Source organism: Trinickia sp., from assembly GCF_057351765.1.
This window is the reverse complement of sequence record NZ_JBMRBK010000076.1, coordinates 112,904-129,897: the sequence shown is the minus strand read 5'-3', so window position 1 is coordinate 129,897 and position 16,994 is coordinate 112,904. Positions and strand designations below refer to the sequence as shown.

Genomic DNA, 16,994 nt, shown 5'->3' with positions numbered 1-16,994 from the left:
ACCTGGCGCACAATACGCGATCTGAAAATCAGTTAAACAACGGGAAAGCACTGCGCTCACCTGAACGCCTCAACGAGGGCGCAAGCTCCCTGCCGCCCTATTGTTAAGGCGGTGACGGTACTTCCACTTTGGTATGTCTGCTATGTCTGACTACACTCCGAATGAGACTGAATTCGTTCGATGCGATGCTCGAGTTGAACTCGCGATACTCCGCGGCACTTCAGCAAATTCGCCTTGAGCTGCACGGTTTTGTCTTCACCAATTCCGACGAGTACGAGCCGGTGCCGGAAGCAGTCGCCTTCTCGCAAAACCTGGTATTTTCTCAGCGAGTCACCGTTACCATCCAAAGATGCGGCGACAGCGGCCAGGACTGCGACGTCGAACTCGGTCACGATGTAAAGCGTATGAACAATACGCGACCCGGGATACAGGGCTTCGATTGAATCGACGCTGAATCCACAGCTTTGAATTTGCGCGTTCATGACGGCGTCCAGCACGACGTTTCCCGATAAATCAAACAACCCTTCGGTTGGTTTCGAAATTCTTCTTTGCACGCTCGACGGCCTCCCAGTCGAGCTCGAAACCGAGACCGGGCCCATCTAGCACAGGCAGCCCTCCGTTCCGAGGTGTGAGATCCGGCTTGGTCACGATGTCCCACTCGAGAAATCGGGTCATGTGCTGGTTCGCGTCGTCCAAGTTCGGTATGGTTGCGGCAATCTGATTCGATGCAGCAGTCGTGATACCAGTCTCGTACAGGCCATGGATACAGATATTCACGCCGGCCGCCTCCGCGATGTGAGCAACCTTCGATAGCCGGGTGAGGCCGCCCGTCTCATGCAGACCGACCACAATCAGATCGGCCGCCTGTTGTCGGCAGACGTCGAAAGTCTCGAACGGGGTAAAAACAGACTGATCGGCCGAAATCGGTATCGGGCTCGTGCGGCGCATCTGCGCGAGAGCAGACACACTTTCGCAATGAGTCGGCTGCTCAATCACCTCGACGTCCAGCGGGAGTAGCTGTCGGGTCATCCTGCCGAACTGGATTGGGGTCCAATGTTCGTTCGGATCGACACGCATGCGCAGGTCCGGCCCGATCGCCTCGCGAACGGCTCGCGCGGTCTCGAGATCCAGATTGTCGCTGCGCCCGACTTTGAAGTAGATAACTTCGAAACCTTTTTCGGCTAAATTTGAAGCGTCTGCAGCAACTTCCGCAGCCGTCTCTCCTTGGGCAAACCCGAAGTAGCGGATCTCATCTCGAACAGCACCACCGAACAGAGCATGCACTGGTTGACCGACGGCTTTCCCCATCACGTCCCACAGGGCCATTTCAAGACCACTGAACACCTGCCCGGAAAAGCGCGGGGAGCTGCAGGTACCAAGCCCCTGGAAAAGCCGTTGGTACCCTTCCGCCATCAATCGTGTGTTCTCGAAGGGGCTACGACCGATACAGTTTCTTGCAGCTTCCTGGAGATATGCGGCGATTGACGCAGCTGAAGGGGAGCCAATCGACTCGCCATAACCAACGAGGCCATTGTCCGTGTGAACTTCGACGAGCACGACTTCAGCACCGTGAATCACCCCTTGGGCCCAATAGTAGGGACGGGTGTACGGGACGAGCAACGGTGTCGTCTTGACGTCAGTAATTCTCACAGCAGCCTCCAAATCAGTGCGCGAGTGATTCCCACAGCGTAGTCCATCAGACAAAGCCAAATACCAACGTCGCCCGCGTATTGCCCGCCAGCCATCTCATCGTCAATGCCGCTAGATCCGCTGTGGCTGTGACTCGCGCCCCACTACCGATGTTCATCGGCTTCACCAACCGGCCCCGCTCGCTCCCGCGCACATTTAACTGGCCGCGCAGCGGCTGCGCAGGAGCGCGCCGAAAACCTAGGACAAACCTACTGTTGTCGACGCCGCAGGTGTCGCTTGAACGGTGAATCCGTTGGTATGTATCCTATCTAGCCGCATTTAGGCTAGTATTGAACGAATCGGACCAACCTTTGAACGCTCTGGACTGATCCGCGTTTTCACCTAGGCAATTCAACCCGCGATATGACACTATTTCTATGGACGAGTGCGCGTCTCCCGTCGAAAACTGTCGACCTGATTCCCGAAACTCGCGGTGAACCCTCCGAGAGTCGCCATTTATTACACTGATGAAAGCTCATGAACGCCGCTGATTTTGAGGCACTGGCGCCCCATCCCCCACTACTGCACGGAATCGAGCCGACAATCCGGGTTGGGTTTATTCTTTCACCGCAATTCACCCTGCTGCCGTTCGCGGCATTCATCGACAGCCTTCGGCATGCTGCAGATGAAAGCGACTACAGTCGGCAGATTTACTGCACTTGGAAAATATTGGCTGAGCGCCTCGACGAACCGATCCGGGCAAGCTGCGGCTCTTTGATTCTCCCTGAACAGGAGCTCAAGGAATTTGGTGACCTGAATTTCATCGTCGTCGTGGGCGGCCTGCTGCCTGCGTGCTTGAACCTTAGTGAGGCCCATCGAAGCTTCATCCGCCACGCGTACGACTCGGGAATCACTGTCGTCGGACTTTGTACGGGCAGCTTTATCCTCGCTGACCTTGGACTTCTTGATGGCCGTAGATGCGCGGTTCACCATGAACACCAGGCAGCGTTCCGTAAATTGTTTCCAAAGGTCGAGGTTGTTTCGGATGAGATGTATATCAGCGACCGAGGTGTCCTGACATGCCTCGGTGGCACCTCTGCACTAGATCTCGCATTCCATCTCATTGACTCGCATTGCGGCAAGGCGCGAGCAGTGAAAGGCCTGACCTCCCTCCTTATCGAGAGGCAGCGCTCGGCGTCCCGTTTCCCACATCGCGCGTACGGACACCTCGCCGTATGCGGAAGCAGAAAGGTCGAAACCGCAATAGAGATTATGGAGCGGCACATAGCGACGCCCTATCCAATCGGCGTATTGGCCGACAAGGTAGGTTGCAGTGAGCGTGAATTGTGCCGGTTATTTGCCAAATACGGGAATGAAAGCCCCGCAGAAACCTGGCGCAATATCCGTCTTGCACAAGGGCACTGGCTTCTGCTGAATTCGGATCGAGGGATTGCTCAGATCGCAAGCGAATGCGGCTTTTCAGATGCAGCTCACTTTAGCCGCTGGTTCAAAGCCACGTATAAGGAAACACCCGACGCGTTCAGACGCCGAAGACGCATAATGACGAACGCCTAGCTGCGACGGCGGACGGAAAAGAGGCCATTGAAAGGTGCCGCGTCTGTATGACCGAGGCGTCAAAGAATCTCGTAAACATTCGACTGCCGAATCGCCGGTGGATTGTCTTGTTGCGCGGCACTCGGGCCGCGTTCGTCGTAGCAATGTACTGGCGCTTGTGCCAAGCGCGGATGCCGTGCTGCGCCATAAGTTTATAGATCGGCGCCTTGGCTACCCGGTCTGCTTTAGGCGCGACCGAATACGACTCATTCGACCACGCGGTCTACGACTTCACACACGGAGGAGCGCTGACTGATTGGACTCAATGGCGAATCGCGTGTTTGCCTCAGATCCCTCCGACCACAACATACGTCGGCTCACATCCAATCGAACTTAAGAAACGCCCCCAACCATCGCGTGCCAGGGCAATGGTCGACGTGTTCACAAGCGGATGAAAGAGCAGCCGCGACACATCGCACAGACTCTCGTCGATCACGAGCTCCACCGATCCTTCCTTGTCGTTGATTAGCGCGAGCGGCGACAATGCACGGGGCACGACGCCCAAACGGTCGAGCAGTAGATCGGCTGAGCACAGAGAAAGCCGTCCACACCCCAGCCCGCGCCCCAACGATGCGGCATCGACCTAGCGATCCGCTTGCGCGACGACCAACAGCAATCGCCGCTTCTTCTTGTCCTGCATCAGGAGGTTCTTGCAGCGTACACCCTCGACGCTGAGCCCAAGTCGAGCGGATTCCAACATCGACGTCACGACGGCATGATGTGTTTCCTCGTAAGCAATCGCGTGCTCATCCAGATGAGCCAGCACTTCTTGCCTGCCTGCAAGCCAACGTTCCTTTCTATAGGACATGGCTAAGAAACTCCCGCGTGCGCGGATCCCGCGGGGTATCGAAAAATTCCTTCGGTGATCCGGACTCCACGATCAGCCCTTTGTCCGTGAAAAACACCTGATGCGCAACCTCACGCGCAAAGCGCATCTCGTGCGTCACCAAGATGCTGGTCATGCCTTCCGACACGAGATCTCTGATGGTAGTCAACACCTCCTTCACTGTCTCCGGGTCGAGTGCCGCAGTGACTTCGTCGAATAGCATGACACCGGGACGCATCGCCAAAGAGCGCGCAATGGCCACGCGCTGCTGCTGCCCTCCCGACAATTGCCCCGGGAAAGATTTCTCCTTGCCCGACAATCGAACCTTGGCAAGCAGTTCAACTGCACGCACCTCGACCTCCTCTTTGGGCTGACGCAAAACGTTGATCGGCGCAAGCATCACGTTTTCCAGCACCGTCATATGGGGGAAAAGATTGTATTGCTGAAACACCATTGAGACATCCTTGCGCAATGCGATGCGATCCTTGTCGCTGCGCAGCGTATGCACCGCATGACCCGCCGCATAGACCTCCCCCTCGTCGATGTCGACGAGACCATTGATACAGCGCAAGAGCGTCGATTTGCCAGATCCAGACGGACCGATCAATGCCGCCGCCGTCCCTTTCTCCACTTGTAAGGAGACACCGCGCAATACTTGGTGCGCCCCAAAAGCCTTCTTTACATCGCGCACGGATACGATCGCCTCCGCCGCTCGTGGTAAAGGCGGACGTGCGCTCGATGGCGCCAGTTCAACTCGCTGAGTGGCCGTCATATGTCCCTCCACATTCTTCCTGTATTGGTTAGCGCGCATCGGCTTATCGATAGCGACGTTCGAGCTGCTTCGTGAGCATCGCGATCGGGGCGCAGTACGCAAAGAAAAGTACGAGAATGAGGCCGTAGACGGGCATCATCAGCGCGGGATTGGCGAGCGCGGACAGCACCGAACTTGCGATGCTGACGCTATCGTCGACGCCTACGATTGAGACCAGTGGCGTCGACATCATCAAGATTGCGTATGTGTTCATCCAAGGCGCCGCCATGCGCTTGACGGCTTGCGGCAAGATGCACAGTTTGAGCGTCTGCCTGCGCGTGAGACCGAGTGCGGCCGCCGCCTCCCACTGCGCGGTAGGCAAAGACTGTATGCCACCGCGAACCACTTCGGACACGTTGCCCATTACCGGGAAGGAAAGCCCGACGATGCCCTTAACCCAAGCGGGGAATGGCACCGACAAACCCAGGACGTTGATCTGATATGGCATCAGATAAATGCAGAAGAACAAGATGACGAGCCACGGCGCGTTGCGGAAGAATTGCGTAATCCACCCGCTTGCCACCCGCACGCCTTTGTGGTGCGATATCTGCCCAATGCCCACTGCCGTGCCCAGGACGGTTCCGATCGCCATCGCGACAAAGCTGATCAGCACGTCGAATGCGAAACCTTTGAGAAGCACGGGAAGCCATGGGATCAATGTCGTCCAGTGGGCACCGTCAGCGCCGGCAGCGGTAGTCTGTGCGCTAGCCACGGCCGGGTAAGCCAGAACGAGCAAACCGGCAGCGGCAAGCAACGACGGCGAAATTGAATGACGCTTGCTCATTGTTTCCCCCAGCCAGGTACAGCGATCGACTTTTCCAACCTATTCATCAGCATCACGAACACGCCGATGACGCCCAAGTAGAAGACCAGCAAGACGATCATCATCTCGAGTGTGTTCAGGTCTTGAGCCCAGATCTGCGAGGACACATACAGCAGTTCCGGTACGGCGATCGCGTAGGCGTTGGTCGTCGTCTTGATTAGGTTGATCAAGTTATTGCTCAGCGCCGGCAAACTGATGCGTAGCGCGAGCGGCATCACGACTTTTCGAAACGTTTGCAGATGGCTCATTCCGAGTGAGGATGCGGCCTCCAACATCGAATGCGGCACCGCCTCGATTCCGGAGCGAAAGATTTCGACGTTGAATGCTCCCGCAAACAGGATCAGCGAGACAACAGCCCACCCGATATTCCCGAGCAGCGGCGTGGGAGCGCCGGCCAGATGAGTCAGAAAGGGACTCAGTGCGAAGTAAAAGAAGTACAGCTGCACGAGCGGCGGCGTGTTCCGGAATATCCACACGTAGGCGTCCGCGCACAGGCGCAGCCCTCGTGAATGCGAGCGCTGGAAAAACGCACCGACCGCGCCCAACACGACGCTCCCCGCGATCGATGCGGCCGAAAGCACGAACGTCATCGCGATGCCGCGCACGAACGTGTGCCATTCGAACGCGTCGTAGAACACCGAGAAGTTGACGCCGTAGTGCGCGTTCAACCACTGAAAGAATCCAGCGGCATTGATCATCTATTTGCTCCTCTCAAAGGCATCGCCCGATGGCTTGCACCATCTCCATCGCAGCGCTGCCTCTGGTCTCCAACTCTACCTATTTTACGAAACGTCAAAACGTAGGACGCGTCGATTCCTCGATATGACGGCGAGCCTCGACCGCGCTGAGTACGCCGCTCTCCTCGAGGATCTTGATCAGCGGCTGCCCTTCATGCACGGACTGCCGTGCCAATTCGCTGACCTTCGCGTATCCGAGCGTAGGCACGAGCGCCGTGGCCACGGCCATCGATTCGAACACATGCCGCTCGTTGACTTCGACGTTCGCCTTAATGCCTTGCACGCACTTTTCGCGGAATAGACGAACACCATTCGTCAGCAACCCCAACGATTCGAATACGCGATCGGCCACGACGGGCTCGAAGTGATTGATCTCCAATTGGCCGCATTGGACGGCTTGGGCGACGCAGTTATCGTTACCGACGACCGCGAACCCCAACTGCACGATCGACATCGGCACCACGGGATTGACCTTGCCGGGCATGATCGACGAACCTGCCTGCACCGCCGGCAACGTAAGCTCCGCGAGTCCACCGACAGGACCCGACGAGAGCAGAATCAAGTCGGAGGCGATCTTGCCGAGGGACGTGCCGCACACGCGCAGCTCAGCAGAGACGCGCGAGAACACATCGAGGTTTTGCATTGCATCGAAGGCATCGTCCGGCGCACAGTAGGCAATGCCTGTCAGAGAAACCAGGTGCGCGAATACCGCTCGCCGGTAGCCGGCCGGTGCGCCGAACCCCGTACCGATCGCAGTACCGCCGAGCGGCAATGCGAGCAGCTTTTCGCGAGCAGCCAGCAACTCATTGGCGAGTCGCTTCGTCAGCGAGGCATAGCCGCCGAAGACTTGACCCAATCGCATCGGCTGCGCATCCTGCAGACACGTTCGGCCCAGATGCAGTACGTCGCCGCACTCGATGGACTTGGATTCAAACGCCTCAGCGAGTTCCGACAACTCGGCAGCGAGCGGCACGATCAGTTCGTAGACCGCCATTTTCATCGCGGCCGGATAGACGTCGTTCGTCGATTGCGAGCGATTGACGTGATTGTTCGGATGCACGAAGTCGTAGCGACCCGGCACGCCGCCGAGCAACTGCTGCGCGCGATTGGCAATCACTTCATTGAAATTCATGTTGGTCGACGTGCCGCCCGACCCTTCGAGCAGATCCACCACGAACGAGCTGGAGTGCTGGCCATCGACGATCTCGCGGCATGCCCCGACGATCGCTTGACACTGCTCCTCCGTCAAGACACCCAGATCGCGATTCGCCAGCGCGGCGGCCCATTTGCATCGTGCGAACGCCTTGACGAACTCGGGCACATCCGCGATCGTCCGCTTCGACACGCGCAAATTCTCCACGCCGCGCACGGAATTCACGCCATACAGCTCATGGTTTGGAATGCTGACATCGCCCCAATAATCGCTTTCCGTTCGTGTCAAAGCCTCTGTGCTACCGCTCATGTTCAGTCTCCGTTTCGATGTCGATGAGTTTGGGAAGGTCGGCATGGATTTGTGCAAGCCGTTGCAATAGCGACGTCGACACGATCGAATGAGCGATCGCATAGACGTCGTCGAATAGATGGCTGTATTCGTCGCGGCGTGCGACGAGATAAAGCGAGCGGCCCGAGGTCGATGCACTCAGGAAATGCAACTTCACTTTTCTTGCGTACTCCCCGGCTTGCAACAGGCACATGGGTGTCGTAATCGCCCAGCCGATGTCGCCCGCGACCATCGACGTCAGCGTGTCGGCCGTATCGACTTCAAGGCGGCGAGCAATCCGGACATCGATACGACGCAGGTAGCGCTCGATTTGTGCCCCGATGTGCGACTGCCGATTGAAGCGGACGATCGGCAATGCCTCCCCAAGCGCCCGCAAGTCCGCAGGTGTACGTACGGCGCCCGTTTGCTCTTTGGGTGTGATCACCACGAATGGTTCGGAGAGCAGCCGCCGACGCTCGATGCCGTCAAGGTCCGCCAATGGATCCGTCGAGATGACGAGATCGAGGTCGCGCCCGACGAGCCCCTCACTGTGATAAGGCGAGAGACCCGTGCGGACGGAAAGCGTGGTGGACTCATTCAACATCGCCTTGATGAACGCAGGCCCGCATGTCCCAGCAAAGGAATCGACGAGCCCGACGCGCACGTCGGGTTTGATGCCTTTGCTCGCTTCGATGACATGCGCCTTCAAACGATTCAAATCCTCCAGGAGCACCATGCCGCGATTGCGCAGCGTCAAGCCTGCAGCCGTAAGGGTCAGCGGGCGCCGCTCGCGATTGAACAGCACCACCCCGAACTGATCCTCGAGTTGTCGGATGCTTTGCGACACCGCAGACTGAGTCAGGCCGAGCCGCCTCGCGGCATTCGACATGTTTCGTTCCTCAGCGGTCGTCACGAAGATCTGAAGGGTTTGCATATCCAAGTTCTTGAAGGCGGGCACGGTGATCCCTCTCATGGGTGAACTTTAAGCGTGGCTCAGTAGACGATCAAATGATAGACGTCCACTATCAGTAACGCTAATACTATCTCTGAGTTTTGCTAATAGCGTGCCCCGATTATTTGAAAACCGACATTTGGCTGCGTAGGCTGGGATTGCTCGGACACGCATCTGGCGATCCGAGCGAGAGGTCATACATAACCGGAATCAGCCTGAATCCTGGAGGAGTCCATCGTGAAATCGCTGTTTGGAATTGCCCTGTCGCTCTGCGTGGCGGCTTTCGGCATGCAGGCGCATGCGGGTACAGATGCGTTGAGTCAGATCAAGAGCGCGGGCGTCATCAAGATCGGCGTGAACACGGACTACAAGCCGTTCGGCATGCGCGATCAGAGTGGCCAAATCGTCGGGATCGAACCTGATTTGGCGCGTGATATCGGCAAGCGGCTGGGGGTAAAAGTCGAAATGGTCCCGGTGCAGCCGGCGAACCGGATTCAGTTTCTGCAGCAAGGACGCATCGACGTCATTTTGGCGAGCCTGACATACAACCAGGAGCGGGCGAACGTGGTCGACTTCATCCAGCCTTTCTACTACGCTGGCGGTACCGGCTTCATCGCGCGTAAAGGCTCGGACGTCAAGAATTGGACCGATCTTCGCGGGAAAACGGTGTGTGGCGTGCAAGGCACCTACTACAACCGCGCCGTCAGCGAAAAGTACGGCGTGAATATCGCCGCGTTCGCCGACCTCACCCAAGCAATCAATGCGTTGATGAACAACTCTTGCGTCGGTTTCGTCGAAGACAGCACGGTGACTGGACAGTTGCTGAACGACGGCAAGCTGAAGGATTTCGCTGCGCCGCTGCCCCCGGACGACGTGCAGCCGTGGGGCCTGGCGGTGGCGAAGGACAACGCGGAGACGCCGCTCGCCAAGTTCTTGTCGGGCACGGTCGCCTCGTGGCACAAGAGCGGCGAGCTGATCAACTTGGAGAAGAAGTGGGGACTGCCGGCTTCCGAGTGGCTTCAGGTCCAGCATAAGAAGGCGATGTAAGGGATATCGCGATTGATCACGCACGGCTCGTCATGTGATGCGACGGATTGAATTACATTCCGTTGTTCGTCGAAACACAGTCGCTCTGTTGATGTCCATGCAGAATTGACCCATCTGAGCCAGTAGCTGGCGGGTCAGAATTCGGTGGAAATCAACAGGCGCTGCTCCCCCGCTCCCAAAATGTCGGGCGATCTTAACCATCGCCGGGTTCCTCGCGAACCTTGCGCGCACCATTAGTCGCAGTAGCCCAGCATTTTCCCGACGCCTCGAATGCGATAACATCGACCGCCGCCCGCAGCGTGCATTGTGATATTTCTCCGATCGGGTAAAGGAGGATGATGCGTCGGGGTTGCATTCCGAATAGCTTTAGTAGCCACCGAGCGTGACAGGGCCGAATGCGGAATTGCCGCCCGCGCGCGATATTGATGGAGCGTGCGGACGAGTACGCGGCGTTGACGGTGCTATTGAAGATCGAATGTTAAAAGCCGGGGGATTACCGAACTGGCATCGCTGTCAGCCGCGTGCGCATTGCATGTCGTCCGACACTCAGAACCGCACGCGCAACCCAGCGCTCGCCAGAAACTGAGCATTGGTCGCCGAGGGACCTCCGCTGCCCCCAATGAATGCACCGTCGAAAATCGTTCCCGAGGCGCCGCTCACGTGCTGGTATTCCGCCATCAGATAGACGTCGGTGCGCTTTGAGAGCGAGTATGCCGTCATCAGATTGAACTGATTCCATCGCGGCTTCGCGTGGGTCGACGTGTTCGAATATCTTCCATCGGTAAGCGTATAGGATGCTGCTACCACCCACGATGGCGTAACCAGATACCGAACGTTCGCTTCATAGTTGTTGAACGTCAAATCGGTCGGCATCCCGGCGGGCGTAAGCGAGGCTGTGCTCCCACGATATGCGGCAGTCGTATCGCGATACCGTGAAGCACTCCATACGAGCCCCAGTGTGACCGGTCCGATCGCATAGCTCCCTCCCATGCCCCAGACCTGGCGGGTGCCCGCGCGAAACGTCGCATCGCCCGAGGTCGAGGAACCGTCGAGTGCGCCCGCAACCCCGTCTCCGGGGCGATCGATCCTCATGTACCCGGCACTTACCGTGAACGGTCCGTGACTGTAGCTAGCCCCGCCGCTAAATGCCCGATTGTCCGAGAAGCCACCTGCCTTGTTGGAGAACGCATACAGTCCCCCGAACTTTAGGCCGCTGTAATCGATGCTGGTGAACTTCACAGCGTTGTCGAGCCGGGATACGTTTCCGAAGCTATCGTTATCCATCGGATGCATGAACTCCAGCCCGCCGAGAAAGCTTTGCGCGAGACTCCGTGGCGCGAGAAAATCGACCACGGAGTCGTACTGCCGCCCGAGCGTCAGGGTTCCCAAAGGACTGGACATGCCCACCCACGCCTGCCGCCCGAACAGCCGCCCACCTTGCTGAAGGCCGCCGTTCGTCCCGGAGAATCCGTTTTCGAGCTTGAATATCGCCTGAAGCCCACCGCCGAGATCTTCGGCGCCGGTCACCCCCCACCGGTCGCCGACGATGTTCGACGAGGATGCGAACACGTTGCTCTTGCCCGCGCCGCTTGCGACGCGATTATTGCTAACATAAGAAACGCCATTGTCGATCAAACCGTATAGCGTAATCGAACTCTGTGCATGCGCCACTACTCCGATTGCGCTGCAACTCACAGTCATAAGAAGCTTTTTCATATGTTGTCTCCTGTCATTTGTTGAAATATGCGTGTTGTCACGCTCGTATTTGGTATGCGTCCGAGATGAACGCGCGACTGTGGCGCGACTACCCGGAGATGCGCAAGAGCATCAACGTGAGGACCATACATGAAGGTTGTGCACCGATCTAACCGTAGGTATGGCCCGAACAAAGGCGATCCGAGCGACTACGATTTCGACAACGCACAATCCGATGTTTTGCACGTCGCCGTGTTTGAAACGGAAACTGCGAGCAATCCACCCGCAATTGCGATATTTTTCCAAAAATGAAAAACCATATCCTCGCGCAGTTTCGGGTCCTCGAATAACCAGAAAGGATGCCCTACGAATGCCATGAAGACGATGTAGATCATCAAGAAGGGCACCAGTATCCGCAATCGAATCCCGAGGACCAGCAATAGGCCGCCGACGAGATCGCTCGCTATCGATGGCGCCGCAAGAATGTTGGGGATCGGTATGCCTCGTGAAGCGAGGTAGTCGACGAAGATGCTATACGCGAACAGGTTATGAATACCTCCGAAAATAAATGGAATGGATAAAAGGACACGTGCCGCGGGCAGCGAAGGCACATCCGAACGACAAGCTGGCTTCTTACGCAATGTCTCTCTCCCGGGAGCTCGAACTGTTATGCGGCCGTCTTGGAGCGGGCCACATCCACGGCAATCCCCAAATTATTTGTGGGCATTTTTCGAATCGGAAGGTTTTGCGTACAGGGTGCCGCTCGGACCGTATCCAGTGATCGCAACGAGGGCGGGTTCACCTCGCGTTTCACCGAAATGATTGACGTGAGCCGGTTCGGTATAGATGCCTCCAGCCGAAAGCGCTTTGAGCTTGCTTTCTTCGTAGGTATCGCCAAACCCTATATAGAAGGTACCGGACAAAACTGTCACAAAGCGCGAGTCGGGATGAGAAAGCGGCATGATGCGTTTATGCGGAGCCAGACGCAGCAAAACGGTATAGAGCCCAGGTCTGCTCGAATCGCCATAAAGCATTTCCGCGCTTTGGCCTTTCACCTGGGACACACCCACAGTTTTCGACGCACTCTGTGTGACGGCTAGTTGCTCGGGCGTCGCCACCATGACTTGCATTGGTGTTCCCGCGGGTTGGGCCGCAACGATAGTCCCGTAAATCGAAATCGCCACAGCAAAAATTAGATGCGAAAAAGTCAACTTCATCGATCACTCCTAGGTTGAGAGAAAGCGTCTGGACGTGTGCGTAAAGGCTGCCGTCGCACAAGCGGGGCGTGGCCTTTAAGCCGCTTTGATCATGTCCTCGATGACCTTCTTCGCATCGCCGAAGACCATCATCGTCTTGTCCATGTAGAACAGTTCGTTGTCGAGCCCCGCATACCCCGCCGCCATCGACCGCTTGTTGACGATGACGGTACGCGCCTTGTATGCCTCGATGATCGGCATGCCGGCAATCGGCGATTTCGGGTCGTTCTTCGCCGCCGGATTGACCACGTCGTTCGCCCCGAGCACGAGCACGACGTCGGTCTGACCGAACTCTCCGTTGATGTCTTCCATCTCATGGACGATTTCGTACGGCACTTCGGCTTCGGCCAGCAGCACGTTCATGTGCCCCGGCATCCGCCCCGCCACGGGGTGAATCGCATAGCGCACGTCCACGCCTTTTTCGATGAGCTTATCGGTCAGTTCCTTCAATGCATGCTGCGCGCGCGCCACGGCCAAGCCATAGCCGGGGACGATCACGACCGATTCCGCATTGCCGAGCATGAACGAAGCGTCGTCGGCCGAGCCCGACTTCACGGGCCGCTGCTCCGCGGCTCCGCCCGCCGCTGCCGCGCCGGGTTCCGCACCGAACCCGCCCAACAGCACGTTGAAGAACGAGCGATTCATCGCGTGGCACATGATGTACGACAGAATCGCACCGGAAGAGCCAACCAACGAGCCGGCAATGATCAGCATCGCGTTGTTCAGCGAAAAGCCGATGCCGGCCGCCGCCCAGCCCGAATACGAGTTCAGCATCGAAACGACGACGGGCATGTCGGCCCCGCCGATCGGAATGATGATCAGCACCCCGAGCGCGAACGCGATGACCGTCATGATGATGAACGGCAGCCACGATTGCGTCAGGAAAAAGATGATCCCGAAGCCAATCATGCCCAGCGCCAGCATCAGATTGATCAGGTGTTGCCCCGGATAAACGACCGGTGCGCCCTGAAACAGCCGGAACTTGTATTTGCCGGACAGCTTGCCGAAAGCAATCACCGAGCCGCTGAACGTGATGGCGCCAACGAACGTGCCGATGAAGAGCTCGATGCGATTGCCGTAGGGCAGGAAACCTGCATCGGGTGCGTCCAAAGGCACGAGGCCGAATGCCGGGGGCTCGCTGACCACCGCATAAGCGATCGCCACGGCCGCGAGACCGATCAGCGAGTGCATGGCCGCGACGAGCTCGGGCATCTTCGTCATTTCGACGCGCGCGGCGACGTAAGCCCCCACCGCTCCGCCCACGACCAGGGCGCCGAACAGCAGCCCCAAGCCCAGCGCCAGGTTCGACCCGAGCAGCGCCGCTTGCTTGACGATCAGCGCGACCGTGGTGAGGATCGCGGTCGCCATGCCCACCATGCCGAACACATTGCCCGCGCGCGCACTCTTCGGATTGGACAGCCCCTTGAGCGCCTGAATGAAGCAGACCGAGGCGACGAGATAAAGCAGCGTAACGACGTTCATGCTCATTTACGCACCCTCCTTCGCGGCCTTCTTCGGCTCTTTCTTCTTGAACATCTCCAGCATGCGCCGCGTCACGAGAAAGCCGCCGAATACGTTGACCGCGGCCAGCAGCACGGCCAGTGTGCCGAAGAGCTTGCCCGGGCCGCCGACCGTCAGGCCAGTGGCGAGCATCGCCCCGACGATGACGATGGCCGAAATGGCATTGGTCACGGCCATCAGCGGCGTATGCAGCGCCGGCGTGACGTTCCACACGACGTGGTAGCCGACGTAGACGGCCAGCACGAAGATGATCAGATTGATGACGGTGTGATTGATGATTTCCATCGCCTCGTTCCTATTCCTTATGCCGCCTTGCGGGCAACGGCTCCGTCGCGGGCCAGCAGCGTGGCCGCGACGATGTCGTCGTTCATGTCGATGGTCAAGGCGCCTTCCTTCGTGAGGATCAGCTTCAGGAAGTCGAACAGATTGCGCGCGTAGAGCGAGGAGGCGTCGGCCGCCACCATCGCCGGCAGGTTCGTATGCCCCACGATCGTCACGCCGTGCTTGGTCACGACCTTGTCCGGCTCCGTGAGCGGACAGTTGCCCCCGCGCTCGCCGGGCAGCCCGGCGAGCTCTGCACCACGCCCCGCGGCCAGATCGACGATGACCGAGCCCGGGCGCATCGCCTGGACCGTTTCCGCCGACAACAGCATCGGCGCGTCGCGCCCGGGGATCAGCGCCGTCGTGATGACGATATCGGCCACCTTAGCGCGCTCGTGCACGGCGGCCGATTGACGGGCAAGCCATGAAGGCGGCATCGGCCGTGCGTAGCCGCCCACACCTTCGGCCGCCTCGCGCTCTTCCTGGGTCTCGTACGGCACGTCGACGAACTTCGCGCCGAGCGATTCGATCTGCTCCTTCACGGCCGGACGCACATCGGAGGCTTCGATCACGGCACCCAAGCGCTTGGCGGTGGCAATGGCCTGCAAGCCGGCCACGCCCGCGCCGAGGATCAGCACGCGGGCCGCCTTCACCGTGCCGGCGGCCGTCATCAGCATCGGCAGGAAGCGCGGATAGAGATCGGCGGCAATCAGCACGGCTTTGTAGCCGGCGATGTTCGCCTGCGAGGACAGCACGTCCAGGCTTTGCGCGCGCGTCGTGCGCGGTGCGGCTTCGAGCGCGAAAGCGGTGACGCCCGCATCGGCGAGGCGCGCCGCGTTCTGCGCGTTGAACGGCTCGAGCATGCCCACGAGGACGGCGCTGCGCTTGATCAGCGCGAGCTCGGCCTCGCTCGGCGATTGCACCTTCAGGACGAGATCGGCGGAAAACGCCGCGTCGGCTTCGGCAAGCTCGGCCCCGACGGCGGCATACGCATCGTCCGTGAAACTCGCGGCCGCGCCGGCGCCGCGTTCGATCGTAACGCGATGCCCCGCTTGAACGTACTTCTTCACCGTCTCGGGGGTCGCGGCGACGCGGGCTTCATGCAGCCGCACCTCCTTTGGTATGCCAATAAACAACGAAGTCTCCTATCGTCGATTTAATTAGTAATCCTAATTTATAGGGGTAACAACGCTTTCTTCGATGCCTTCCGGCGTCGCATCTGGGCGTCGACGCCCTCCGTTCCCCCTTGCTCGATATGCCGCGCGCCTTCCTGCGACTACTCGCTTAGCGGCACGAAGGCATAGCTCCCATCGCCGTTGTCGCGCACATGGCCAAGCCCGGGAAACGGCAGATGCGCACCGCCCACCATGTATCGTTTTCGTGCCGCATCGGCGAAGGTGCGCCAATGCTCTTGCTCGGCCTCGACACGATCGACGTCGTAACCGATCGTGACGCTCGGATCGGCAAACTGCACTGCAGCGACATGAACGATATCGCCCCACAGGAGCAGTTTCTCGTCCTCGCTCTCAACCGCGTACATCGTATGACCCGGCGTATGTCCATAGGCAGCCAGCGCGCGTACTCCGTGGGTGAGCTTTGCGCTGCTCTCGAAGGTCTCGAGCTTGCCCGCCGTCATGTAAGGCGACAAGCAGGTCCTGGCCGCCTCGAAGAACCGCTTCGCGGCGGAAGGCGCGGCACGCATGGTTTGCTCGCTCATCCAATAGTTCGCCTCGCGTCTGTCCACCCGAACGACCGCGTTCGGAAAAGCCCGGCGCCCTCCCGTCAGAAGACCGCCGATATGATCCGTATGCATATGTGTCAGATAGATCTCGTCCACCTGCTCGGCCTTGTAACCGCAAGCGTCAAGGTTGCCGAGCAACCTCCCCGTATGAGGGCTCAGCAGTGTGCCTGCTCCCGCATCCACCAGCACCAGCTTGTCGCCCGTATTCACTAGGAAAGCATTGTGGGAGGTAGCCACCTGCTCGCCAAGAAAGCTCTCATGAAGCGCTTGCTCGATAACCGATGGATCCCCTTGCAGCAGTTTCATCGCCGCAAGCGGGCTTTTGCCGTCGGAAAGCGCGATAACCTCGAATCGACCGACCATCAGGCGATAGAACGCCGGGGCCTCGGTTTTCGGCATGGGAACGGCGGCAAACAGCGGGGCGGCGACGCCGCATCCTACACAGAGGCATGAAGCCGCAAGCAGCATGCGGCGAGCAGCGTTGATCGCTCCATCGTCGGTCATTGTGGCGTCCTTATCGTTTCCATTGCGTCATGGAAGC

Annotated in this window: 17 protein-coding genes and 1 pseudogene; 2 read left to right on the top strand and 16 right to left on the bottom strand. The window is 58.7% G+C overall.

The window, feature by feature from the left end; genetic code table 11:
* Window positions 1–140: 140 nt before the first annotated feature.
* Both ACO1XS_RS21810 and ACO1XS_RS21805 read right to left on the bottom strand, forming a co-directional pair.
* Complete coding sequence (locus ACO1XS_RS21810) at window positions 141–482, bottom strand: hypothetical protein (protein ID WP_486391676.1); 342 nt, start codon at window positions 480–482, stop codon at window positions 141–143.
* 31 nt (window positions 483–513) lie between these two features.
* A complete protein-coding gene (locus ACO1XS_RS21805; RefSeq protein ID WP_331568269.1) occupies window positions 514–1,650 on the bottom strand; it encodes a mandelate racemase/muconate lactonizing enzyme family protein in 1,137 nt (378 codons plus the stop codon).
* 516 nt (window positions 1,651–2,166) lie between these two features.
* Here ACO1XS_RS21805 and ACO1XS_RS21800 point away from each other — a divergent pair.
* Window positions 2,167–3,204 carry a GlxA family transcriptional regulator gene (locus tag ACO1XS_RS21800; RefSeq protein WP_486391675.1) on the top strand — a complete coding sequence of 346 codons (1,038 nt, stop codon included), beginning with the start codon at window positions 2,167–2,169 and terminating at the stop codon, window positions 3,202–3,204.
* 325 nt (window positions 3,205–3,529) lie between these two features.
* Here ACO1XS_RS21800 and ACO1XS_RS21795 read toward each other — a convergent pair.
* From ACO1XS_RS21795 to ACO1XS_RS21765, 7 genes and pseudogenes are all read right to left on the bottom strand, one after another.
* Window positions 3,530–3,814 (bottom strand): annotated as a pseudogene (locus ACO1XS_RS21795) (YbaK/EbsC family protein); the annotation flags it as partial.
* 12 nt (window positions 3,815–3,826) lie between these two features.
* Complete coding sequence (locus ACO1XS_RS21790; protein WP_486391674.1) at window positions 3,827–4,051, bottom strand: hypothetical protein; 225 nt, start codon at window positions 4,049–4,051, stop codon at window positions 3,827–3,829.
* A complete protein-coding gene (locus ACO1XS_RS21785) occupies window positions 4,041–4,841 on the bottom strand; it encodes an amino acid ABC transporter ATP-binding protein (RefSeq protein ID WP_331568272.1) in 801 nt (266 codons plus the stop codon). Before ACO1XS_RS21785 ends, ACO1XS_RS21790 begins: the two co-directional genes overlap by 11 nt.
* A 43-nt stretch (window positions 4,842–4,884) precedes the next feature.
* Window positions 4,885–5,664 (bottom strand): amino acid ABC transporter permease, encoded by a 780-nt coding sequence (locus ACO1XS_RS21780; RefSeq protein WP_331568273.1) that lies wholly within the window; start codon window positions 5,662–5,664, stop codon window positions 4,885–4,887.
* The gene (locus ACO1XS_RS21775; RefSeq protein ID WP_331568274.1) at window positions 5,661–6,401 is read right to left on the bottom strand and encodes an amino acid ABC transporter permease; all 741 of its coding nucleotides are present in this window, start codon (window positions 6,399–6,401) and stop codon (window positions 5,661–5,663) included. Before ACO1XS_RS21775 ends, ACO1XS_RS21780 begins: the two co-directional genes overlap by 4 nt.
* Window positions 6,402–6,495: 94 nt before the next feature.
* Window positions 6,496–7,902 carry an aspartate ammonia-lyase gene (locus ACO1XS_RS21770; protein WP_331568275.1) on the bottom strand — a complete coding sequence of 469 codons (1,407 nt, stop codon included), beginning with the start codon at window positions 7,900–7,902 and terminating at the stop codon, window positions 6,496–6,498.
* Entirely contained in the window at window positions 7,892–8,854 is a 963-nt protein-coding gene (locus ACO1XS_RS21765; RefSeq protein WP_486391673.1) for a LysR family transcriptional regulator, read from the bottom strand. The genes ACO1XS_RS21770 and ACO1XS_RS21765 overlap by 11 nt, the downstream gene beginning before the upstream one ends.
* A 255-nt stretch (window positions 8,855–9,109) precedes the next feature.
* Here ACO1XS_RS21765 and ACO1XS_RS21760 point away from each other — a divergent pair, with 255 nt between their 5' ends.
* On the top strand, window positions 9,110–9,919 hold the full coding sequence (locus tag ACO1XS_RS21760) for a transporter substrate-binding domain-containing protein (protein ID WP_331568277.1): 810 nt from the start codon (window positions 9,110–9,112) through the stop codon (window positions 9,917–9,919).
* Window positions 9,920–10,465: 546 nt separating this feature from the next.
* Here the strand turns inward: ACO1XS_RS21760 and ACO1XS_RS21755 are convergent.
* The 7 genes from ACO1XS_RS21755 to ACO1XS_RS21725 all read right to left on the bottom strand — a co-directional run bounded on the left by ACO1XS_RS21755 (window position 10,466) and on the right by ACO1XS_RS21725 (window position 16,957).
* Window positions 10,466–11,635 (bottom strand): porin, encoded by a 1,170-nt coding sequence (locus ACO1XS_RS21755; protein ID WP_486391672.1) that lies wholly within the window; start codon window positions 11,633–11,635, stop codon window positions 10,466–10,468.
* Between the two features lie 188 nt (window positions 11,636–11,823).
* Window positions 11,824–12,255: a DoxX family protein gene (locus ACO1XS_RS21750; protein ID WP_331568279.1), complete on the bottom strand. Its 432-nt coding sequence runs from the start codon at window positions 12,253–12,255 to the stop codon at window positions 11,824–11,826.
* A gap of 72 nt (window positions 12,256–12,327) precedes the next feature.
* Complete coding sequence (locus ACO1XS_RS21745) at window positions 12,328–12,831, bottom strand: cupin domain-containing protein (protein WP_331568280.1); 504 nt, start codon at window positions 12,829–12,831, stop codon at window positions 12,328–12,330.
* A 75-nt stretch (window positions 12,832–12,906) separates the two neighbouring features.
* Window positions 12,907–14,358 (bottom strand): NAD(P)(+) transhydrogenase (Re/Si-specific) subunit beta, encoded by a 1,452-nt coding sequence (locus tag ACO1XS_RS21740; RefSeq protein ID WP_486391671.1) that lies wholly within the window; start codon window positions 14,356–14,358, stop codon window positions 12,907–12,909.
* Window positions 14,359–14,676: a proton-translocating transhydrogenase family protein gene (locus ACO1XS_RS21735; protein WP_331568282.1), complete on the bottom strand. Its 318-nt coding sequence runs from the start codon at window positions 14,674–14,676 to the stop codon at window positions 14,359–14,361.
* A 17-nt stretch (window positions 14,677–14,693) separates the two neighbouring features.
* Complete coding sequence (locus ACO1XS_RS21730) at window positions 14,694–15,848, bottom strand: Re/Si-specific NAD(P)(+) transhydrogenase subunit alpha (RefSeq protein ID WP_331568283.1); 1,155 nt, start codon at window positions 15,846–15,848, stop codon at window positions 14,694–14,696.
* A gap of 140 nt (window positions 15,849–15,988) precedes the next feature.
* Complete coding sequence (locus tag ACO1XS_RS21725; protein WP_331568284.1) at window positions 15,989–16,957, bottom strand: MBL fold metallo-hydrolase; 969 nt, start codon at window positions 16,955–16,957, stop codon at window positions 15,989–15,991.
* Window positions 16,958–16,994 lie beyond the last annotated feature (37 nt).

Bases quoted from the DNA above. Each gene is read 5' to 3' on its own strand.
- ACO1XS_RS21735 (WP_331568282.1), bottom strand. From the start codon at position 14,676: ATGGAAATCATCAATCACACCGTCATCAATCTGATCATCTTCGTGCTG.
- ACO1XS_RS21765 (WP_486391673.1), bottom strand. From the start codon at position 8,854: ATGCAAACCCTTCAGATCTTCGTGACGACCGCTGAGGAACGAAACATG.
- ACO1XS_RS21800 (WP_486391675.1), top strand. From the start codon at position 2,167: ATGAACGCCGCTGATTTTGAGGCACTGGCGCCCCATCCCCCACTACTG.
- ACO1XS_RS21770 (WP_331568275.1), bottom strand. From the start codon at position 7,902: ATGAGCGGTAGCACAGAGGCTTTGACACGAACGGAAAGCGATTATTGG.
- ACO1XS_RS21810 (WP_486391676.1), bottom strand. From the start codon at position 482: ATGAACGCGCAAATTCAAAGCTGTGGATTCAGCGTCGATTCAATCGAA.
- ACO1XS_RS21740 (WP_486391671.1), bottom strand. From the start codon at position 14,358: ATGAGCATGAACGTCGTTACGCTGCTTTATCTCGTCGCCTCGGTCTGC.
- ACO1XS_RS21775 (WP_331568274.1), bottom strand. From the start codon at position 6,401: ATGATCAATGCCGCTGGATTCTTTCAGTGGTTGAACGCGCACTACGGC.
- ACO1XS_RS21745 (WP_331568280.1), bottom strand. From the start codon at position 12,831: ATGAAGTTGACTTTTTCGCATCTAATTTTTGCTGTGGCGATTTCGATT.
- ACO1XS_RS21790 (WP_486391674.1), bottom strand. From the start codon at position 4,051: ATGTCCTATAGAAAGGAACGTTGGCTTGCAGGCAGGCAAGAAGTGCTG.
- ACO1XS_RS21755 (WP_486391672.1), bottom strand. From the start codon at position 11,635: ATGAAAAAGCTTCTTATGACTGTGAGTTGCAGCGCAATCGGAGTAGTG.
- ACO1XS_RS21785 (WP_331568272.1), bottom strand. From the start codon at position 4,841: ATGACGGCCACTCAGCGAGTTGAACTGGCGCCATCGAGCGCACGTCCG.
- ACO1XS_RS21780 (WP_331568273.1), bottom strand. From the start codon at position 5,664: ATGAGCAAGCGTCATTCAATTTCGCCGTCGTTGCTTGCCGCTGCCGGT.
- ACO1XS_RS21725 (WP_331568284.1), bottom strand. From the start codon at position 16,957: ATGACCGACGATGGAGCGATCAACGCTGCTCGCCGCATGCTGCTTGCG.